A 19007-nucleotide genomic window follows, 5' to 3' on the forward strand; every position below is an offset into this window, starting at 1 on the left:
TCCCCCCCTCCCGGGGGGCGGGGTGCACACCGCGCGTCAGGGCGACGTGGGAACGGCGATCCGCCTCTTGAGGATCGTGCCGGTGGGCCCCTTTTCGGGAGGGCGTCGACGAGCCGGGCCTCGCGCGGGTACGCGTACGGCGCGCGACCGGGTCGCGGACGGATGCCCTCAACTCCTCGGCGACGGAGGGGTGCTCGTACAGAACCGCCTCGATCTTGCGCGGGTGGATGTTGAAGCCGCCGCGGATTGTGAGGTCCTTCTTGCGGTCGACGGTGGAGAAGTGGCCGTCGTCGCCGGCGCGGAGCCGGCCCTCCACGACGGTCTTGGCGGTCGCATCGGGGCGTCCCGGCCCGGCTGGCCGCTGGGGCACGGACCTTGACCTGGCACTTCCCGGCCCGGTGGCCCTGGCGCGACGCGCTGGAACAGCTGTGGACGGCAGCCGGCCACCGCCTGCGCACCTGACCGACCACGCACCCTGCCCACCCTGCCTGCCCGCGACGTGAAGGACCTTGGAGAACCCGCCACCAAAGGGGCCATCCGGAAATGCCTCCTGCCCGGACCCGGGATATCCACCTGGAAACCGATCACGTCACGTGATCAGGCATGACGCGGTGGATCCAGGCTGAATGGCCGGGTTCTGGAACGCCATGAAGACGTAGTTCACCGGTACCTCCCGCTCCTCTGCTCCAGCACCACGGGGTCGATCCAGTGCAGGTCCGGCTGCCCGCCGGCGGGGCGTGACCATCTGGTGGAGTGGCGCGCGGCGGGGCCCGGAGTGACCGACGGGACGCCGCGGGACGGGCTGATCGTGGGGGCGGACGGGCGGGCCGTGGCGCCCGACGCGCCATATGTGCTGAGGCTGTACGTGGGGTTCCACCGGGAGCTGTCGGCCGAGGTGCCCGTGCCCTTCGGCGCCGGCGTCGTGTACCGCGCCGAGCACGTCGTCGTCGCCGACAAGCCGCATTTCCCCGCCGAGCACTGGATCCAGCTGCGCACCCAGAACCCCATCGAGTCCGCCTTCGCCATCGTCCGGCTACGGGCCAAGGTCACCCGCGGCGCCGGCTCCCGCATCGCCGCCCTGGCCATGGTCTTCGAACTCGTCGAGTCCGCCCGACGGCGGTGGCGGGCTGTGAACGCGCCCCGCCTCGTCGCCCTCGTCGACGCCGGAACCCGCTTCGCATGCGGTCAGCTCATCGAACGCCTGGACCCTCTCACCGGTATGCACCACCACAGCCGATCCGCGGTAATGACAATTTCCCGGCGCTCGCGCTTTCCCGCTCCTGATCCCGACACCGCCGCGCGGAACATACGCGGGCTACACCCGTTCTGGGTGACTTGCCGTTCTTCGGGCGATATGCGATACGTGGAGAGAGCCCTTCGCCGAGGAACCCCTGCTGGCCGTCCTGGAAGAGGAGTGCCATGTCAGGAGCGCAAGAGGCCGCCGGGCGCGTGATCATCGGACGTTACCGGCTTCTGCGTCGGCTCGGTACCGGCGGCATGGGACGTGTGTGGCTGGCGTACGACCAGGAACTGGCGTGCGAGGTCGCGCTCAAGGAGATCATTCTGCCGCCGGACGTCCCCGAATGCGAGGTGCGCTCCCGGATCGCGAGGGCCCGCGGCGAGGCCCGGCACGCCGCCCGGCTGCGCAACCATCCGCATGTCGTCACCGTGCACGACATCGTGGAGGAGGGCGGCCTGCCGTGGATCGTCATGGAGTTCGTGCCCGGTGCCATGGACCTGGAGGCGGTGGTGCGCGAGCGGGGGCCGCTGCCGCCCGGCGACGTCGCCCGGATCGGTCTGGCGGTCCTCGACGCCCTGCTGGAGGGACACCGGCTCGGCGTCCTGCACCGGGACGTCAAACCGGCCAACATCCTGCTGACCCATCCGGGGCCCCAGCCCTCCTGTCCGACGGAGGGCGGCGGCCAGGTGATGCTCACCGACTACGGCATCGCGCTGGAGCCGAGCTCCGGGGAGGACCGCCTGACCGCCACCCTGGAGATCCTCGGGACGCCGCGCTTCATGGCCCCGGAGCGGGCCAACAGCCGGCCGCCCACCCCTGCCGCCGACCTGTTCTCGCTCGGGGCCACCTTGTACTACGCCCTCGAGGGGGCCGGCCCCTTCGACCGCGACACCGCCCTCGCCACGCTGAGCGCCCTGCTGTTCGAGCCCCCGATCCTGCCGCGCCGGGCGACGGAGCTGACCCCGGTCCTCGTCGGGCTGCTGGCCAAGGACCCCGCGGACAGGATGGACGGTGAGGAGGCCGCCCGGCGGCTCGCCTCCATCGCCGACCAGCCCCACCCGCCCCCTTCGCAGCAACCGGCCCCCTCACCAAAGGTGCCGCCGCCCGAGCAGCCCTGCGCCCCGAAGCCGCCGCGCCCCCAGGAATCGGCCCCGCCGACCGAGATCCTGCCGCCGGCCGAGCCGGAAGAACCGGCCGGCCCGCCCCTGCATCCGCTGCCGCACAAAGGGGACGAGGCCCGGGGCCGGCCCCGCCCGCCGCGGCCCGGAAACCGACGGGCCAGGCTCATCGCGGGGGTGGCGCTGGTGGCGCTTGCCGCGGCGGGCGGCGGCATCTACCTGGCACAGTCCCGTTCCTCGGGTCCTGAACCCACCGCACCGTCCGTGTCCTCGATCCAGGTCGGCAACTCCCCGGGCGGGGTGGCGGTGTCGCCGGACGGGCGCCGCGCCTACGCGACCAACTACTTCGGCCCGGCCTCGGTGTCGGTGATCGACACCGCCACCAACCGCACCGTGGGCAACCCCATCCCCGTCGGCGACAAGCCGCAGGGGGTGGCGGTCTCCCCCGACGGACGCCGCGCCTACACCGCCAACTCCGGCTCGGCCTCGGTATCGGTGATCGACACCGCCACCAACCGCACCGTGGGCCACCCCATCCCCGTCGGCGACACCCCGCAAGGGGTGGCAATCTCCCCCGACGGACGCCGCGCCTACACCGCCAACGCCCGCTCGAATTCGGTATCGGTGATCGACACCGCCACCAACCGCACCGTGGGCCACCCCATCAATGTCGGCAAAACCCCGGTCGGGGTGACAGTCTCCCAGGACGGACGCCGGGCCTACACCGCCAACGCCGGCTCGGATTCGGTATCGGTGATCGACACCGCCACCAACCGCACCGTGGGCAACCCCATCCCCGTCGGCCACACCCCGCAAGGGGTGACGGTGTCCCCCGACGGACGCCGCGCCTACACCGCCAACGCCCGCTCGGATTCGGTATCGGTGATCGACACCGCCACCAACCGCACCGTGGGCAACCCCATCGATGTCGGCAAGGCCCCGGTCGGGGTGGCCGTCTCCCAGGACGGACGCCGGGCCTACACCGCCAACGCCGGCTCGGATTCGGTGTCGGTGATCGACACCGCCACCAACCGCACCGTGGGCCACCCCATCCATGTCGCCGGGTACCCGGTATGGGTGGCGGTCTCCCCGGACGGACGCCGGGCCTACGCGGCCAACTCCGGCTCGGCCTCGGTGTCGGTGATCAAGTTCTAGCCCCCCTTCCCGCTAGGGCCGGCAAAGCCGAGCCGGTCGCGGTGAGCCGGTGGTCTCCGGCCGCCGGCCACCGGGCGGGCATGGCCGCGACCCGACACCGCAGTCACCGCCCCCGCCCACCGCACTCCCCACCTCCAGGCCGTTGACCAGGGAAAATACACTGGTTGACAGTGGTCCGGCCGCAGCACCAAGCTGTAGTACCAAACCGACAAACAAGGAGTAATCCACCCCAAGGCCAAGGGAGATCATCATGGTGACAAGCACCCGGAAACGCATCCGACACCTCGTCGGCGCGTTCTGCGCTGCAGCGCTGCTCGCCGCAACGATGGGCGTGACGAGCGCTGGGGCAACGCCTCAGACAACGAAGGCCACCGCGCAACCGCCGAGCGCGGACTGCGCCGGCCCCGCGAACCCGCCGGGCTGCGTATGAGGCAAAGCCGGCTCAGGTACCGCCCACTGCGCGGCCCCCGTCTTGAAAACCGCCGCGCAGAGCGCTGCCGGCGCACCACCCCATCCGCCCACCCCCATACGAGCCAACCTCGACCCTGCACGACGGTCCGCCGACGGAGCTGAAGCTCCCCCGTGATCGTGGACAGCGGATGGTTACGCTGCGCGGGCGAGGTCTAGCGTTGCCAGGGCCCTGGTTTCGACCGGGGTGACGTGTCCGTAGACCGGGTGCTTGCGCAGGCGGGTGCGGTCGCACTCGACCTCGATGAAGCGAAAGACGTCGGCGCGAGCCGCCTCGCGGGATGCCCAGAACGTGGTACCGATCTCCGCTTACAACAGTCCGAAAAGCTCTCAGCTGCGGCATTATCGCAACACGAGCCCGCTCTGCCCACGCTCTGCCGCAGACCCAACTCACCTATGAATGTTCGGTATTCGCGTGAGGAGTATTCCGAACCACGATCCGGGTGCGCGACGCAGCCCTCCTTCAGCTCGCCTCGGCCGACGGCCGTCCTCAGCGCGTCGGCAACGAGCCCGGCCCGATGATGGTCGGCCATCGCACAGCCGACGACCTCGCAGGTGACCAGGCCGATCACCGTGGCGAGATACCACCAACCGGCCGGCGTGGGCAGACAGGTGATGCCGGAGACCAATTTCGTGCCGGGCTCGGCGGCGGTGAAGTCCCGTGCGACAACGTCCGGTGACGGGGCCGCCTTCCGGCCCGGCCGGGTCAGGCCGCGACGCCGGCAGCGGGTGATCCCGAGAATGCCGTGCTCACGCATTATCCGCTCCACCCGCTTGCGGTCGACCTGGCGCCCGTACCTCCACAGCACGACTGTGATCCCCGGAGCCGCCGCAGGCCCGCCGCGACACATCGTGGACGTACCGGATCTCGTCGACCAGCTCGCCTCCTGACAGGCCCGCTCCTCAGCCACCGCACGGGCGGCAAGGCAGCCGTCACAGCCCGAACAAGACACGCCCAGCACTCTGCACATCAGGGCGACACTGTGACCACCGGGGTTCTTCTCGGTGGCCTTCCCGCGTCGATGAACGCGTGGCGCCGGCTGCTTCGTCGACTCCCTCGCGAAGAAGGCCCCGGCTTTTTCCAGGACCTCGATCGTCTGCTGCTGTTCCCCGTTCTCCCGCCGCAGACGACACAGTTCTTCCTTCTCATCGCCGGTCAGAGCACCCGCGGTTCGGGGGCGGTGAAGTCCCTGCGGAACAGGTCCGGGACGATGACGACGGAAGGGTCGGGGACCGTGGTGCGGACCCTTCTGCGCAGGCGGAACCCGGTGATGCTGAAGGCCCGCATCACCCGGGCCACGCGTTTCCCGTTGACGCGTATCCCGGCGTCGTGGAGTTCGGCGGTGACCCGCGGCGAGCCGTAGATTCCGCCCGAGTGCTGCTGGACGACGCGGATCTTCCCGGCCAGGGCCTGGTCGTCCAGAGGCCGGGCGGCTCACGCGTCGCCGCCCGCCCGCCACTTGCAGTAACTGGACCGGTTCAAGCCCATGACCTGGCACAACCGCTTCACCCCGAAGGCGCCCCGGTGGTCGTCAACGAACTCGAAACGGCTCACCAACTCGTCTCACCCGCAAAATACTTGGCCGCCCCGCGGAGAATGTCCCGCTCGGTCGCGAGCTTGCGTTCGCTGGCCTCGAGTCCCCGCACACGTGCCTCGAGCTGCCTGATCCGCTCGTCCGGATCGGTGGCCGAAGCCTCCTGCCCGGCCCCGGCCACCGCCTCTCCGGCGGCCGGCGGGGCGGCCGGGTCGACGCCGCGGCGCCGACGGTCACGCAGCACCCAGTTGCGCAGGGTCTTCCTGTTGATACCCAGGTCAGCGGCGATGCTCTTGTATGCCGCCCCCGAGCGTGGACTCGTACAGGGCCACAACATCGGCCTTGAACTCGTCCGAGTAGTCCTTCATCACCATCGACGGTGTTCTCGCTTCCTCCGGATCAAGCAGACCCAGTATCAGCGTGTCCACCAACCAGAGGGAGGCCCCGTCGCGGGTGGGGACCCGGGTGCCGTCCACGATGAGCACGGTGTCCCGCCGATCGGCGCCTCGGTTGCAGTGCCAGGCGGGGAACTATGTCGGCGACCACACGGTCGGCCGTCGACTTCGAAATCCCGAACAGCAACGCGAGCTGGCGCAAGGTGAGGTTCGTGCGCCAGTACGCCGTTACCAGCAGCACCCGGTCAGCCAGGCTCAGAGCCCACGGCCGGCCTCGCAGGACTCTTGTCGCACTCCCTTGCCTAACCACAGTCACAGCCTTCTTGAACTGGCGCGGACTCAGCCCGGTGAACGGGGCTATCCATGACGGCTCCGAGGCCGTGATCACACCCACCACGCCGTGATCATCACATCGGACCGGATGCGTTTCCGAGACCATCGCAGCAACTACGCTTCCACCGGCGCAGCCGATAATGGGCATGGCAGGGGGAGACCGTGAGCCGACCACTCTTGTTCCTCGATGTGGACGGGCCCCTCAAACCCTTACGCGGCCAAGCCGGAGAAGCGCCCCGCCGGCTACACCACCCTAAGAGTGCCGCGAGACGGCGGGGCCCCAGAGGAACACCGAGCACTCTCGTTCCATCGGCGGCCCCTGCGGGTCTGGCTAGCTCGTAGTCGAGCCGGAGCAGGTCTCGTCCGTGCTCTGGATTTGTGTTGGGCCACCACATGGATGGCGGATGCCAATCGGTGGATTGCCCCGGTGCTCGGCCTTCCCGAACTCCCCTTCGTCGACTTCGGTGACGTCTTGCTTCAAGACCGCCCCGACGGAGTTCACTGGAAGACTGCTCCCCTGGTGGACTACGCCAACGGCCGCGCCTTCGCGTGGGTGGACGACGAACAGAGCGACCTGGACCAGGCGTACGTGACCACCCACCACCGCGCACGTGGCCTTCTGCACCACGTCTACCCGCGGATCGGCTTGAGAGAGGATGACTTCCGGACTCTTGCCGACTTCGCCCGTTCTTTGGGTACTTCACAAGCCACCGGCTGAACAGCTCCTCAGCCCATCGGGGAGCTCTGCACCGGACTCCGTGATCATTGCGGGACAGCCCTTAGCCGGCGCAAATGAGACGCTCAAATGGCGGATCCAGGCTCAAGCTTGGCGCCTCCTGGACGATCACCTGTACATGTTCTGTTTTGGCGTGTGCGTCGGCTCGGCCGAGAAGTTTCAGCGATTCGCATTGCCCGGGCTGCAGCGCATCTGCGAACCGGATAGCGTCGTGATCGAGCGCTCCTCGGAGACATCGATCTTCGAGGCGTACAACGAGGTGCTCGACGACGCGCGGGGCCGGGAGGACCTGGAAGCGCTCGTGCTGCTGCATGAGGACACCGAGATCGTGGATGACGGTTTCGTCAAGAAGATCCGGGCGCGGCTCGATGAGCCTGATGTCGGCGTGATCGGGGTGGTCGGGGGGCGGGGGGTGAGGAGCCTGTCGTGGTGGGACTATCACCCTGCGGGGCGTGTGGTCGAGACGAGGGGCCTGATCGACTTCCAGGACGGCGGCTGCGATGTCGACACGGTCGATGGCTTGATCATGGTGCTCTCGCCGCGCGCCGTGCAGCAACTACGCTTTGACGAACAGACGTTTACCGGGTTTCACGGCTACGACGCTGACATCTGTTTCCAGGCGCGCCGTGCTGGGATGCGCGTCGTTGTCGACGATCTCGAGGTGATTCACCACACCAAGGGCGGCTACGGAGATCCGGCCGCGTTCTTGGCTGCTGACCGCGCGTTTCGCGCGAAGTGGATCGCGGGGGCAGAGCAGGCCGCGGGCACACGGGCCCATCGCGTCGAGGAGTTGGGCGTTTACTACGAGGGGGACCGGCCGGACCTCCGAGCGCTCGTGCCCCAGACAGCGCGTCGAATTCTCGATGTCGGCTGCGGAGCTGGTTCCCTCGGCGCCGCGCTTAAGACGGAGTTGGGGGCGTGGGTCGCCGGGGTTGAGCTCTTCTCGCAGGCGGCTGAGATCGCTGCGGGGCGTCTCGACGAGCTGATCGTCGCCGATCTCGATACCGTCTCGGACCTGCCTGACAATCTCGATGCCGCCATCTTCGGCGATGTGCTCGAGCATCTGCGTGACCCGGCCCGACTGCTGTCAGTCGTTCGCCGCAACCTCGCCCCCCAGGGCGTGATCATCTGCTCAATCCCCAACGTCAAGCACTGGACGGTGCTTGCGCCGCTACTGGTCGAGGACCGCTGGCACTACGAGGATCAGGGGCTGCTCGATCGCACCCACATTCACTTTTTCACGCGGCACGAGTTCGACCAGATGCTGACCGCCACCGGCTTCAGGCCAGTGAGCGTGGCGTGCCACGAGGTACCGCTGCCCGCCAGCCTCGAGCCGCTGGTGGACGTCGCCGTCGGCCTCGGTGCGGAGCGGGTTGAGACACACCGTCGCCTCAGTGCCTACCAATACCTCGTGGTCGCGCGCCGTCGCTGAGCTTCAGGAAGCCGACGCGAACCGGCACCATGCAGCACCGTATCGGGGTGCGTACACCGTGTTCTAACTTGGGTGTCACCACAGGGTGAAGGGGAGTCCTGCGGCTTCGGCTGTGTGAATCCGGTGCTCGATGGTGCGGGGGTCCTCCCCGGCGGCAAGTCCGGCACGGATAGCGGCGGCAATGGCGCGGGTGCGTCCGGCAGCGCCGCAGAGGTCCGCGAGCGGGCCGGTGGGGTTGCGGTGGCGGCGGGGCTCGGTGGCAGCCCCGAATACGAGCCGGCCGACGTGCCCAGGCCGAAGCGGAGGGCTTCGTCTTCCACACCAGGGCGCGATTCGGGTTTGCTGCTGCGGCCGGCTCCTCGGACGACCCGCGGGTGCGGTGGATCACCCAGTCCCTCCCGGGAGAGGTAGCCCGGGAGCTGTTCACCGCCCGGGACGCCGGCGCGGGCGAGCAGCAGCAGATGGTGATCCTCGCCCGAGCGCTGGGGCATGCCTACTTCCGCGATGGGGGCCGCCACGCCCACGGCCTGCACCTCGCCTTCAGCGACGTCGAGTTCGCCGACTTCTCGATCGGATGAGCCTGCCCTGATCGGACGCGTCAGGGCGTTCAGCGCCGCGAGGGTCTGGCGCGTACGGCCAGCATCGCTTCGTACCTGTTGGCCTCCTGCCGCTCGCGCCAATCCCACTCAAAACGGCCGGCCGGGCCTTGGCGGCGGGCCACAGGCGGATGGGACGGGCGCAGCCTGGCCGTCTCCGCCACGCGCAGCAGGAGGGCACGGTCTCCTAGCGGTCGGCGAGGGCGCGGACCTTGGTGCCGATCACGTCGTCGAAGGAGAGGACGGGCCCGTAGGGGGTCTGGGCAGGCGGGGCCCAGAACGCCTCCTTGAGGACGTCGACCTCGCACTCCTCGCCGGTGTCCGGGTCGGTGGCGAGGAACCGGCCACTGAGTGGGTCGGTCTGGACATGTGTGGTCCGCCATCCGCGCGCGGTGAGGCCGGCTGTGAGGGATGCGACGATCTCGTCCATCGGAGCGGGATTCTCGGTGGCGACATCGAGGTCGCGACGGAAGCGCTCGACCGGGCCATGGGCCTGCACGGCGTATCCGCCGGTGAGCACCAGAGGATAGGGGGAGCCGAGGTCGAGGATGTCGGCAAGGAGACGCTCGTGGAGCGGGGTGAGCTTCACACGGCGGTCGCGTCGGCCGGAGCGGTGCGGGGCAACTCGGGGAAGGCGTGCTCCCAGACCTCGCGGATGTAGGGGCTGACCAAGCGACGTAGAACGGGCCACTGCTCGGCCAACAGCCGGAGGTGTAGGAAGGCCGCCAGGTCCTCCCGCAGGCCCTCGGCGAGGACGGTCCGGTAGAGCGTCATGCGGGACTTCGGGCGGTGCAGACTGTAGCTCGTCCTCCCGGACCATACGATGTGGAGCGGCAGGTCGACGGTGCCCTCGGACCGACCAACTCCTGCAGGTGCTCGGGCAGCCGACTGCGGTAACGGTCCCGCAGCACCTCGGCGCGGGGGGCGGTGGTCGTCGCATCCATACATCCGGTATCGCTGGTGGAAGGCGGCGGCATGGCGGATACCGGGCTCTCCTGCCGTATGGGTGGATCAGGCACCCCCACCGCCCCGGCACCTCACCGGCGGACCCCCACCGCATCATCACCCCGTTACCGTCTTCGTGGCCCCGCAATGGGGCTCCCGGCCGCCGGTCCGGCATGACTGTTCCCCCTTGTAGTGCGCATGATCCGGGCGGTGGTGTCACCGGGCCGGAGGCATCGGTAGACCGCTGATAGGGGCAGGACCACCAGCTCGCTGGGAGGCTCTTCGTAACGTGGATGCCGGCGACTCATGCCACGCTGACGAGGCCGAGGCCGTGACAGTACGACGCCGGGACAGTACGACCTCGTGAGGATCAGCGTGATCGACACCGGCGATGTGGACGTCTTCCTCGGCCTGGACGTCGTTAAGGGCTTCCAGTGCCGCTCCAGCAGGGCGAGGGCGAGCAGGGGCAGGACCACCCAGACGGCGTCCATGGGACGCATCAACGCCATGAGGGCGGTACCGCCGGCCAGTCCCCACAGTGCGGCACGGTCCCCCGTGGCGGTCCGGACGCGCAGGTAGCAGCCCGCACAGGCGAGGGCGCCGATGGCCACCCAGTAGTTGGGCATGGCCTGCGGACCGTAGAACAGCGTCACCCACAGGGACGCGAACAGGGCTCCGGCCAGGGCCAGGACACCGGAGCGGAACGCATGCCGCCACACGCGCAGGGCCAAGTAGAGGGCGAGCCCGGAGAGCACCGCGAGGTAGACGCGCAGCAGCACGGTGGACGACGACCAGGAGGCGACCGGGGCTGCGGAAGTGGGCCGTCGACGGGACCTGGGAGCGGGTGTTCACCGCGCTGATAGCCCAGGCCGACGCCGATGAGGACCTCAACCGGACCGTCTTTACCCGCATGTGCCGCGGGTCCCACCACCCCAAGCCGCCGGACTGCACGACAGACCCCCGCCAGACTGCGGCAGGTCTCGCCGAGGTACTGCGGACCTACGGTTCGCTTCGGAGGCCGGACCGCGACCGACACCGCTGACCTCACCTGGATCGCCCCGTCGGCCGCAGCCTTCACCGCGCCGGACAGAGACACCGCTGAGAACAGGGTCAGGCCGAGGCCACGCGCAACACCACCGCCGCCGCGGCCAGAAGCGTAAGGACCACGACCGGCGCCACGGCGTTGTCCTTCACGCGCAGGTGCGATATCACCGCGCCGACGAAGTAGAGCACCAGGCCCACGGCGGCGGCTATGCCGAGCGGCGCGACGACCAGGCCGGCGAGCAGACCGAGCGCGCCCGCCGCCTTCGCCGTCGCGAGCCAGGGCAGCCACGAGTCGGGCACGCCCACCTTGGTCATGCTGCTCACGACCTGCGGATTGCGGGTGAAGGTCAGGAAGGCGGACCCGACAGAGGCGAGCGCGAGCAGCGCGGCGACGATCACGTAGCCGATGAACATGGCAACTTCTCCAACGATCTATGAATGACAACCGTTGAAGAGTATCAATGATTTATGTCGGCCCATAATAAGCCCACTGTTACGGTGGACGGCATGGCAGCTGCGCACCCGAACGACCGCCTCGGATTCCTTCTCTCCTTCCGCGGAGAGCTCACCGGCGCACGCATCCGCGCCGCCCTGGTCGTCGCCGGGCTGCACCCGCGCACCGCGATGACCCTGATGCACCTCGCCCCGGGCGCCACCAGCCAGCGCGAGCTGGCCGTCACGATGGCGGTCGACCCCAGCCAACTGGTCGCCATCCTCAACGAGTTGGAGTCCGCCGGGCTGTGCGAGCGGCGCCGCGACCCCGCTGACCGGCGGCGCCACATCGTGGAGATCACCCCGGCCGGCCAGGAGGCGCTGGGGCACATCGACGAGGCGGTGAGCGCGGCCGAGCGCGAGCTGTTCGGCGACCTCACGGAGGCCGAGCAGACCCTGCTGCGGGGCCTGCTCGACCGCGTCGTGGTGGATCCCGCCGCCCACGAGTGCGGCGAATAGACGGGACGAGAGCCAGGAGTCAGATCAGCCCTCGAAGGTGACAGTGGGCGCAGCCCTGCCGGCACCGATGTTGGTGACGATCTCGATCCACTCGCTGTGCTCATCGCCGAAAGGACGCGGGTCGTGGAGCCCGATCTCGCTCTTGGGGACGTCCGGGGAATCCCCGAGCCCATCGAGGAACTCGCCGTTATCCTCGCAGCCCTCGGGCAGGCCGGCGACGATCTTGGTGAGCTCGGTGATGGTGTGTACGAGAGAGGAGAGGTCTCCGTGCAGCGGGATGGGCATGATGCCCTGGCTGAGCTGGCGGAGTTCGCCGCTCTGTGCGTCCGCCACGATGGCGCTGATCTCGAAGCTCCCGATGCGGCTTTGTTCATGAGAACGGGTTTGGCTCAAGTTCTGTGATCGGGAACGCCGGGCAGTCCTGGTTGTTCGGCTCGAACGCGGCCTGCTCCATCTCGGTGTGGAAGTCGGTCACGTTGCGGTCCAGCACCAGCCTGCCCACATGTGCCGCCAGGTGCGAGGGATGCCCCGGTCGCCCATCAGCCAGGTCACCATGTGCGCCGACTCCGGCGACAGGGTCGGTGCGGGTGCCGGGCTGGGATACCGCTGCCTTCGTGTAAAGCGCTGGTGGTCGGCGCATATCTGCTGGGGCCTCCTGGTAGCTCGAGGTTGTGATCCCAACCGAGCAGCACCAGGAGGCCCTTGCGCCGCAGTCTCCGCCGCCTGCGCGTCGGCAGGCTCCCCGAGACCGCGCCCCGAAGCCGGCGCCGTCGCGCTCGAGGCCTCAGCCCTGGCGCGCCTTGAAACGGGGGTTCTTCTTGTTGACGACGAAGGTCACGCCCCGGCGGCGCACCACCTGAGCGCCCGGCTTGGCCTTCAGGGAGCGCAGGGACTTCCGCACCTTCATGGCTGTCTCCTCCTCTTGCTCCGGCTCCCGTTGCTGGGGGGCCGGACGGCGGTCAACCGCGGGCCGAGGCGACGCGGCCGTAGCGCCGCTCGAAACGCTCCACCCGGCCCTCGGTGTCCACGACGCGCGAGGTGCCGGTGTAGAAGGGGTGGCTGCCCGACGAGATGTCCACGTCGATCAGCGGGTAGGTGTTGCCGTCCTCCCACTCGATCGTGCGGCTCGAGTGCGCGGTCGAGCGGGTCAGAAGCGCGATGTCTGCGGCACGGTCGCGGAAGACGACCGGGCGGGAGACGGGGTGGATACCTGGCCTCATGGGTTTTCCTCCTCGTGAGCCGTCCCCCGGCGGCGGCTCGGCTCAGCGTTCCTCGCGGAACGGGACGTGCTTGCCGGCCACCTGGTCGTACTTGCGCAGGACGAGCCGGTCGGGGTCGTTGAGACGGTTCTTGCGGGTCACGTAGGTGACGCCGGTCCCGGCCGTCGACTTCAGCTTGACGACGGGGCGCATGGTGCTGCGTGCCATGAGGTTCTCCTTTCGCCGACACCCCAGGTGATTGTCCCGGGCATGTCAGCCATCGCTCCTCCAAACAACGGAACGCTTCGCCGCATTCCCGACTCGCCATCGCCCCCTGCGGGACCGCGCCTGGGCAAAAGACGAGGCCCGGGGACACCGCCCCTTCGTCATCACGTGTCCCGCAACGCGGCAGGTCGCGTGGACATTCCCCTGAGCGGCGAAGCGCTCAGGACGGTGGAGGCAACTGAAATGGCGCAGGTCGAAGGGTACCGGGCTGGCGGGGCGGAACATCGGTGGCGCTTCACCGTCCACAGCCAACAGCACGATGCACTCACCCGGCTCGGCATGGAATGGACATGACGCTGGCGCCCTGACCTGTGGGCGGTCCTCGTCTGCCGCTCGTCTCGTCAGGTAGACCGCACGACAATGCCGTTGGCGCGCGCGACAAACTCACCCTCACGGATGCTCGTCGCCGCGTCCAGCCGCTCTGGAACTCCTGATAGCCCTCAACCGGTTCCTCCGTCCACTTCGAATGCCGCTCGGTGCGCGCTTTCAGGGATCCTCGTCGGCCCGGTCTTCGGGTTGCCGCTCTTCGAGAACTCCGACGAGGGCCGAGGCGACGAGGGCGACGGCGCGGTCCTTGTCGTGGGCCAGTTGGTGCAGGAGCTCCTGCCCGGTGGTTCCCGCGAGCTCGCCCAGCGCCTGGGTGAGGCGGATCCGTGTCGCGGAGTCCGCGGTGGGCGCGGCGAGTTCGTCGGCCAGGGCGGTCAAGATCCGGTCCGCGCGTTCGGGGTCCTGGGACAGCGTTCCCAGAGCCTCCGCCGCGTCCACGTCGTTGGGGCCCTTGACCACCATGCCGACGAGTGCGGGCACGGCCGCGGTCACGCCATGCCTGCCCAGGGCCAGAGCGGCGTGCCTGCGCACCGTCGTGTCCGGGTCCCCGAGAGCGTCCGCGAGCACCTCGGTCGCACCCGGGGCCTCGGGCATCCCGGCGATGGCCAGCACCGCGCGTCGCCGGATGTCGACGTCCTGCGAGTGCGCGCCGGCGGCCAGTGCCGCCACGCCGTCGCCGCCCGCTCGGGCGAGCGCCCAGCGCAGGGCGCCTGCGACGTTGGGGTCGGATTCGGCCAGGACCGCCCGGCCAGCAGCTCGGCGGGAACCGACACACTCCCCGGCCGGGCCAGGACGGCCTGCTGCCTGCGCGCGGCGCTGGTCGAGTTGGGCCCTTGCATGAGTTCGACGATGCGCAGGACGTCCTGCCAGCCGGTGGGCGCCGACGCATCGACAGCGCGGAGCCGCTCGAGCAGTTCCTGTTCCCGCGCCAGGCGGTCTTCCGTCCACCGGATGAGGTCACTGACCAGGGCGGACGGCTTGAAGGCCGGGTCCTCCAGCGCGCGCCCGATCTGCTTGAGCGAGAGTCCGAGGGACCGCAGGCTCTCCACGTGAAAGATCCTGCGGACGTCCTCGGCGGAGTACTCGCGGTAGCCGCCGACGGTGCGGCCGGTCGGCCGCACCAGCCCGAGGGCGCCGTAGTACCGGAGCATCCGGGTGCTCACCCCGGAGTGGCGGGCCACCTCGCCGATCAGCAATCCGCGGCCTCCGAAGCCTCTGTGGCCTTGGCAGCCTCCGCCGACTCGGTCGTCTCCATGGGCTCGGCGGTCTCCGAGGTCTCGGTGCCTGCTGCGGCAGCAGCAGCTCGTTCCGGTCCGAGTGCAACCACGCGCTTGGCCTCTTCGATGGCCGCGTCGAAACCGGTCTCCGGGTTCTGCCAGAGCAGTTCGGTGGCACGGGCGTGCGCGGCCACCGCCGGGGCGGGATTCTCCGCGGCCTTCGCCAGGGCGGGCTTGATCACGTCGCCGAGGTCGACGAGGGCCCGGCTCAGGCTCAACCGCACGCTGCGGTCGCCGCGGCCGAGCTGCAGAACCAGTTCGTCGACCAAGTCCCTTTCCTCGTCCTCGGGCACGAGGACGACCGCGACGCGCCAAGCGGTCCGCGCGACCTCGTCGTCGGCGTCGCGCAGCATGTCGCGAGTGATCCAGGCCCACGTGCTCCTGTCGCCGATCTTGGAGTGCGGCCGGACCCGCTCGTCCGATGTCTTCACCCGACCGAGTGCCCCCGAGCGTGTCCGTGGGCCGGTCAGGGGCTGTCGCCGCTCCAGTCCCAGCAGGCCGGGTTGCCCGGGCGGGGGTCGTACAGGGCCCGCCCGCCGGGGCCGAAGTGCCCGAGGTCGGTCTGGAGGCAGACGCCGGTGCCGCTCTCATCCAGGGTCCAGCCGGTGATGTCGAGCAGCAGCCCGTCCAGCGGCCCGCCGACCAGTTCGGCGTAGGCGTGGCCGGGGCGCGGTCCCGGGTGCGGATCGCCGGCGTCGCGGCCGTAGACCCGGCCGCGCAGCAACTGCTCATCATCGCTGTCCATACGGTCCAGCCTCGCAGCGGCCACTGACAACAGCCGGCTGCTCCAGTGTCACGCCCCGGCGCGCCTGCACACCCGCTGAACCAACCCACGCCCCGACCCGAAAACAGCCGCCAACTCCCCCTACCTACACGCGCCTGCACAAAAACCGGCATCACACTCAGCTCACCGCGCAGCACAAACAACCAGCTCAGCCCACCAACCACCCGTCGCCGGCGCCTCAGCCCCGCGCAGACCTCCCCGCGCAGACCTCCCCGCGCAGACCTCCCCGCGCAGACCTCCCCGCGGAACAGACATACCGCTCAGCACAACTGAACAACAGCAGGTCGCAATCAAGATCCATAAGCAAACGCGACAGCTACGCCACACCACAAACTCACCCCCGAACAACGCACCGCACTACGGAAGCTGGGCATGCAGCGGGCGTAGTCGGGGCCGTCGAAGCGCAGCCGAGCCCCGCCCCGTCGGGAGTGGGGGGTCCGCGTTTGCCCAGGTCGTTGCAGGGTTCGCGATTGATCTGCGGTCACACTCCGGGCCTCGGGTTTTCCCCAGTACGGAGGGGAAGAGGGCCATACCATCGGCTGACCCGTTACCCGGATGGTCTGGCAGGCATCGAAACAACGAGGCTGAATGCGCACGGATCCACCGCACAAAAGGAACCACCTGTGTACAGCTTCAAACCACTGCGCCGCCGTACCGCCCGCACCGCTGCCGTCGGCGTTCTCTCAGCTGCGGCCTGCGCCACTGTCATGGCCGGCAGCGCCTCAGCCATCGTCAACGGATCGGACTCCACCGAGCACTACCCGTTCATGGCGACCGTCCCCGAGTCGGCCCCCACGCTCGGTCTGAACGACGGGACCTGCGGGGCGTCGCTGATCGATCAGCAGTGGGTACTGACGGCGGCCCACTGCGTGAAGGGTGACGGCCTGGAGCTGGACGGCATCGTGCGCGTCGGCAGCGACCACCGCAAGTCCGGCGGCACTGTCCGAAAGATCGACCGGATCTTCGTCCACCCCGGCTATGTGAACGGCGAGGGCAAGGCCGCCAACAACAACGACCTCGCGCTGATACGCCTGGACCGCCCGGTCGCCCAGCACCCCATCAAGATTGCCCAGCATGTAGGGGGCCCTGGCACGCCGACCCGGCTCCTGGGCTTCGGCACCACCGTCGACACCGAGCTCAAGTTCCCGGACCGGCTGCAGGAGCTGAACACCCGCAGGGGCGCTGAGTCCGAGTGCGCGCCGGGCTACGCGGGCAAGACCCGGCTGTGCACCATCACCACCGTGCCCAAGGCCATGGCGTGCTTCGGGGACTCCGGCGGGCCGCAGGTCCAGAAGGGCCGCAACGGCCGCTGGGAACTGATCGGCGTCACCTCGGGACCCGGTGCCCCGAAGGTACCGTGCTCGGAGGGTCCTGGCCTCTACACCAACGCGCACGCCTACGCGGACTGGATCAACAAGACCATGAAGACCAACCACGCCCCGAAGAACCACCACGCCCTGTCGACTGCGGCCATGGGCTCCGACCTCGCCGAGACCGGTACGAACGACAACACCGCGGCAATCGCCGGTATGGCCGCCACACTGGTCGTCGCCGGTGCCGGCACCGCCGTCGCAGTACGCCGCCGCAAGACCCGCCGCGCCGCCTAAGTGTGGTGTCTCGGGACCTTGGTTACACGAAGTCCTCGAAGGTGAGCTGCTGCGGGATGTCCGCGAGTGGTTCGGGCGGGTGGTCAAAGACGATCCGGTAGTCGCTCCCGGCGGTCCGGCTGATGGGCAGTCGGCCGCCGAGCGCGGCATGCGGCCGCTCGTGGTCGTAGTAGTTCACGAACTCCGCGAGCGCGACGCGTCGTTCACGCTCGGTTGGGTAGTCGCGGACGCATGCCCACTCGCGGGAGAGCGTCCCGTTATACCTCTCCACCTTTCCGTTCGTGCGCGGCGTGTACGGCCTGGTCCGCTTGTACTTCGTACCGGTCGCGGCGAGCGCGTCAGCCCAGGTTGTAGACCGGTAGCACGCGCCGTTGTCGGTGAGGCAGCGGCGGATTGGTGTGATGCCGTGGGCGGCGAAGAAGGCAACGGCCCGGTGCCGGAAGGCGACCGCGGTGACGGCCTTCTCATCGTCCAGGGCCTCGGTGTAGGCGAGCCGGGAGTGGTCGTCGAGCGCCGAATGCAGGTACGTGTATCCGACCTTGCCGGTGCCGGGACCGGTGCGTTTGGAGGCGCGGGCGGACGGTGCCGACGCCGTGCATCCGCCAGCCGCCGCCGGTCGGGATACGTCCGAGCTTCTTGACGTCGACGTGGACCAGGTCGCCGACCCGGTCGTGCTCGTAGCGGATGACCTCGCGCGGCTGCTCGCCAGTCGGTGGATCGAGGTCCCGGAGCCGGTCGAGTCCTCGCCTCACCAGGATGCGGTGAACGGTCGCCGGCGCGAGTGTGACGCCGTGCAGCCGCTGCAGGTCGGCGGCGAGCCGGGCCGGCCCGTGCTTGGTCTGCCGCCGCAGCGCCTCCACCAGGCCAGCGATGTCCTCGGGGGTGCGGGCGGGGCTGGTAGCGGGGCGGGAAGAGCGGTCGAGCAGTCCGTTCTCACCGTGCGCCCGCCAGCGGGCGTACCACTTGGCCCGGCAGCGGCGGGAGATCCCGGCTTCCGCAGCCACGTGCGCGATCGGACGTCCGGCGTCGATCCGCAGACACAAGCGCAGACGTCCTTCGGGGGGTCAGCGGTGCCTCCCGTGCCCCCTGCTGGTGGCGCTCCTGGACTCGGCGGCCGCGTTCACCGGGAGCCCTGGGGTCTCAGGGCTCCCGCGTGAGCGGCTGTGTGTGGCGTCAGCGTGCGAACTTTTCGATGGCCGCCGGGGTGACGGGGGTGAAAAAGTTGACGAGGTTGCCGTCGGGGTCGCGGAACAGCAGCGACCGGTTGCCCCAGGGCATCGTGGTGGGCTCGTTGACGAAGTCGGTGACGAAGCCGGTCAGGTTCTGGTGAACGCGGTCCACGTCGTCGACGAGGAACTCAGTGATCACACTGTGGTTGTCCGCCGGGCGGGCAGAGCCCGGGGCGAACAGCGGGACGGTGCGGGTGCCGGCGATCGCGAGGGTGGCGCCCGCGGTCTTGAGTTCGGCGAAGTCCTCGGTGGCCCACGTCGCCCGCGCCCCTGTGGCTCGCTCGTAGAACTCGACGAGGCGCGCTACGTCGCTGGTGATGATGCGGATCGAGACGAAGTCCATGGGGATCT

Annotated in this window: 17 protein-coding genes and 11 pseudogenes; 9 read left to right on the forward strand and 19 right to left on the reverse strand. The window is 69.4% G+C overall.

What is annotated here, in order from left to right; translation table 11 throughout:
- Positions 1–681: 681 nt before the first annotated feature.
- From ACFY3J_RS35530 to ACFY3J_RS35540, 3 genes and pseudogenes are all read left to right on the forward strand, one after another.
- A pseudogene (locus tag ACFY3J_RS35530) lies at positions 682–973 on the forward strand (pseudouridylate synthase); the annotation flags it as partial.
- Positions 965–1201 (forward strand): annotated as a pseudogene (locus ACFY3J_RS35535) (IS256 family transposase); the annotation flags it as partial. The pseudogenes ACFY3J_RS35530 and ACFY3J_RS35535, both read left to right, overlap by 9 nt.
- Positions 1202–1419: 218 nt before the next feature.
- On the forward strand, positions 1420–3513 hold the full coding sequence (locus ACFY3J_RS35540) for a protein kinase (RefSeq protein WP_390842605.1): 2094 nt from the start codon (positions 1420–1422) through the stop codon (positions 3511–3513).
- Positions 3514–4136: 623 nt separating this feature from the next.
- Here the strand turns inward: ACFY3J_RS35540 and ACFY3J_RS35545 are convergent.
- The 4 genes and pseudogenes from ACFY3J_RS35545 to ACFY3J_RS35560 form a co-directional block, all read right to left on the reverse strand.
- Complete coding sequence (locus tag ACFY3J_RS35545) at positions 4137–5141, reverse strand: IS3 family transposase (protein ID WP_390842614.1); 1005 nt, start codon at positions 5139–5141, stop codon at positions 4137–4139.
- The gene (locus tag ACFY3J_RS35550) at positions 5138–5404 is read right to left on the reverse strand and encodes an IS3 family transposase (RefSeq protein WP_384183406.1); all 267 of its coding nucleotides are present in this window, start codon (positions 5402–5404) and stop codon (positions 5138–5140) included. Before ACFY3J_RS35550 ends, ACFY3J_RS35545 begins: the two co-directional genes overlap by 4 nt.
- Before the next feature lie 128 nt (positions 5405–5532).
- The gene (locus ACFY3J_RS35555; RefSeq protein WP_390842606.1) at positions 5533–5853 is read right to left on the reverse strand and encodes a transposase; all 321 of its coding nucleotides are present in this window, start codon (positions 5851–5853) and stop codon (positions 5533–5535) included.
- A gap of 109 nt (positions 5854–5962) precedes the next feature.
- Positions 5963–6308, reverse strand: a pseudogene (locus ACFY3J_RS35560) (transposase family protein); the annotation flags it as partial.
- 98 nt (positions 6309–6406) lie between these two features.
- Here ACFY3J_RS35560 and ACFY3J_RS35565 point away from each other — a divergent pair.
- From ACFY3J_RS35565 to tpg, 3 genes and pseudogenes are all read left to right on the forward strand, one after another.
- Positions 6407–6962, forward strand: a pseudogene (locus tag ACFY3J_RS35565) (hypothetical protein).
- A gap of 40 nt (positions 6963–7002) precedes the next feature.
- Positions 7003–8412: a methyltransferase domain-containing protein gene (locus tag ACFY3J_RS35570; protein WP_390842607.1), complete on the forward strand. Its 1410-nt coding sequence runs from the start codon at positions 7003–7005 to the stop codon at positions 8410–8412.
- A 263-nt stretch (positions 8413–8675) separates the two neighbouring features.
- Positions 8676–8990: pseudogene (tpg, locus tag ACFY3J_RS35575) on the forward strand (telomere-protecting terminal protein Tpg); the annotation flags it as partial.
- Positions 8991–9198: 208 nt separating this feature from the next.
- Here the strand turns inward: tpg and ACFY3J_RS35580 are convergent.
- The 4 genes and pseudogenes from ACFY3J_RS35580 to ACFY3J_RS35595 all read right to left on the reverse strand — a co-directional run.
- Positions 9199–9597, reverse strand: a pseudogene (locus ACFY3J_RS35580) (nucleotidyl transferase AbiEii/AbiGii toxin family protein); the annotation flags it as partial.
- Positions 9594–9782, reverse strand: coding sequence for a hypothetical protein (locus ACFY3J_RS35585; RefSeq protein WP_384183072.1), 189 nt, complete (start codon positions 9780–9782; stop codon positions 9594–9596). The gene ACFY3J_RS35585 and the pseudogene ACFY3J_RS35580, both read right to left, overlap by 4 nt.
- 593 nt (positions 9783–10375) lie before the next feature.
- A pseudogene (locus ACFY3J_RS35590) lies at positions 10376–10795 on the reverse strand (hypothetical protein); the annotation flags it as partial.
- Positions 10796–11063: 268 nt separating this feature from the next.
- Positions 11064–11411, reverse strand: coding sequence for a DoxX family protein (locus ACFY3J_RS35595; protein ID WP_384183075.1), 348 nt, complete (start codon positions 11409–11411; stop codon positions 11064–11066).
- Between the two features lie 93 nt (positions 11412–11504).
- Here ACFY3J_RS35595 and ACFY3J_RS35600 point away from each other — a divergent pair, with 93 nt between their 5' ends.
- Positions 11505–11948: a MarR family winged helix-turn-helix transcriptional regulator gene (locus ACFY3J_RS35600; RefSeq protein WP_384183078.1), complete on the forward strand. Its 444-nt coding sequence runs from the start codon at positions 11505–11507 to the stop codon at positions 11946–11948.
- 24 nt (positions 11949–11972) lie between these two features.
- Here ACFY3J_RS35600 and ACFY3J_RS35605 read toward each other — a convergent pair whose 3' ends face one another.
- The 6 genes and pseudogenes from ACFY3J_RS35605 to rpmG all read right to left on the reverse strand — a co-directional run bounded on the left by ACFY3J_RS35605 (position 11973) and on the right by rpmG (position 13375).
- Positions 11973–12281, reverse strand: a complete 309-nt coding sequence (locus ACFY3J_RS35605; protein WP_384183081.1) for a hypothetical protein — start codon at positions 12279–12281, stop codon at positions 11973–11975.
- A 37-nt stretch (positions 12282–12318) separates the two neighbouring features.
- Positions 12319–12438, reverse strand: a complete 120-nt coding sequence (locus ACFY3J_RS35610; protein WP_384183083.1) for a hypothetical protein — start codon at positions 12436–12438, stop codon at positions 12319–12321.
- A gap of 11 nt (positions 12439–12449) precedes the next feature.
- Positions 12450–12527: pseudogene (locus tag ACFY3J_RS35615) on the reverse strand (catalase); the annotation flags it as partial.
- Positions 12528–12732: 205 nt separating this feature from the next.
- The gene (gene ykgO / locus ACFY3J_RS35620) at positions 12733–12855 is read right to left on the reverse strand and encodes a type B 50S ribosomal protein L36 (protein ID WP_141365801.1); all 123 of its coding nucleotides are present in this window, start codon (positions 12853–12855) and stop codon (positions 12733–12735) included.
- Positions 12856–12907: 52 nt separating this feature from the next.
- The gene (locus ACFY3J_RS35625) at positions 12908–13168 is read right to left on the reverse strand and encodes a type B 50S ribosomal protein L31 (protein ID WP_390842608.1); all 261 of its coding nucleotides are present in this window, start codon (positions 13166–13168) and stop codon (positions 12908–12910) included.
- Between the two features lie 42 nt (positions 13169–13210).
- Entirely contained in the window at positions 13211–13375 is a 165-nt protein-coding gene (gene rpmG, locus ACFY3J_RS35630) for a 50S ribosomal protein L33 (RefSeq protein ID WP_141365795.1), read from the reverse strand.
- A 165-nt stretch (positions 13376–13540) separates the two neighbouring features.
- Between rpmG and ACFY3J_RS35635 the strand changes: the two genes are divergently transcribed.
- On the forward strand, positions 13541–13726 hold the full coding sequence (locus ACFY3J_RS35635; RefSeq protein ID WP_384183087.1) for a hypothetical protein: 186 nt from the start codon (positions 13541–13543) through the stop codon (positions 13724–13726).
- A 192-nt stretch (positions 13727–13918) separates the two neighbouring features.
- Here the strand turns inward: ACFY3J_RS35635 and ACFY3J_RS35640 are convergent.
- The 3 genes and pseudogenes from ACFY3J_RS35640 to ACFY3J_RS35650 all read right to left on the reverse strand — a co-directional run bounded on the left by ACFY3J_RS35640 (position 13919) and on the right by ACFY3J_RS35650 (position 15781).
- Positions 13919–14955 (reverse strand): annotated as a pseudogene (locus tag ACFY3J_RS35640) (HEAT repeat domain-containing protein).
- Positions 14949–15434: pseudogene (locus tag ACFY3J_RS35645) on the reverse strand (HEAT repeat domain-containing protein); the annotation flags it as partial. The pseudogenes ACFY3J_RS35640 and ACFY3J_RS35645, both read right to left, overlap by 7 nt.
- A gap of 68 nt (positions 15435–15502) precedes the next feature.
- The gene (locus ACFY3J_RS35650) at positions 15503–15781 is read right to left on the reverse strand and encodes a hypothetical protein (RefSeq protein ID WP_384183090.1); all 279 of its coding nucleotides are present in this window, start codon (positions 15779–15781) and stop codon (positions 15503–15505) included.
- Positions 15782–16443: 662 nt separating this feature from the next.
- On the opposite strand from ACFY3J_RS35650, the gene ACFY3J_RS35655 reads away from it, so the two are divergent.
- Positions 16444–17427 carry a trypsin-like serine protease gene (locus tag ACFY3J_RS35655; protein ID WP_390842609.1) on the forward strand — a complete coding sequence of 328 codons (984 nt, stop codon included), beginning with the start codon at positions 16444–16446 and terminating at the stop codon, positions 17425–17427.
- 22 nt (positions 17428–17449) lie between these two features.
- Here the strand turns inward: ACFY3J_RS35655 and ACFY3J_RS35660 are convergent.
- Together ACFY3J_RS35660 and ACFY3J_RS35665 are read right to left on the reverse strand one after the other, a co-directional pair.
- Positions 17450–18476: pseudogene (locus ACFY3J_RS35660) on the reverse strand (IS481 family transposase).
- Positions 18477–18600: 124 nt separating this feature from the next.
- The gene (locus tag ACFY3J_RS35665; RefSeq protein WP_351018624.1) at positions 18601–18999 is read right to left on the reverse strand and encodes a VOC family protein; all 399 of its coding nucleotides are present in this window, start codon (positions 18997–18999) and stop codon (positions 18601–18603) included.
- Positions 19000–19007: the final 8 nt, after the last annotated feature.

It is taken from the genome of Streptomyces sp. NPDC001231, from assembly GCF_042896885.1.
Classification (GTDB): domain Bacteria; phylum Actinomycetota; class Actinomycetes; order Streptomycetales; family Streptomycetaceae; genus Streptomyces.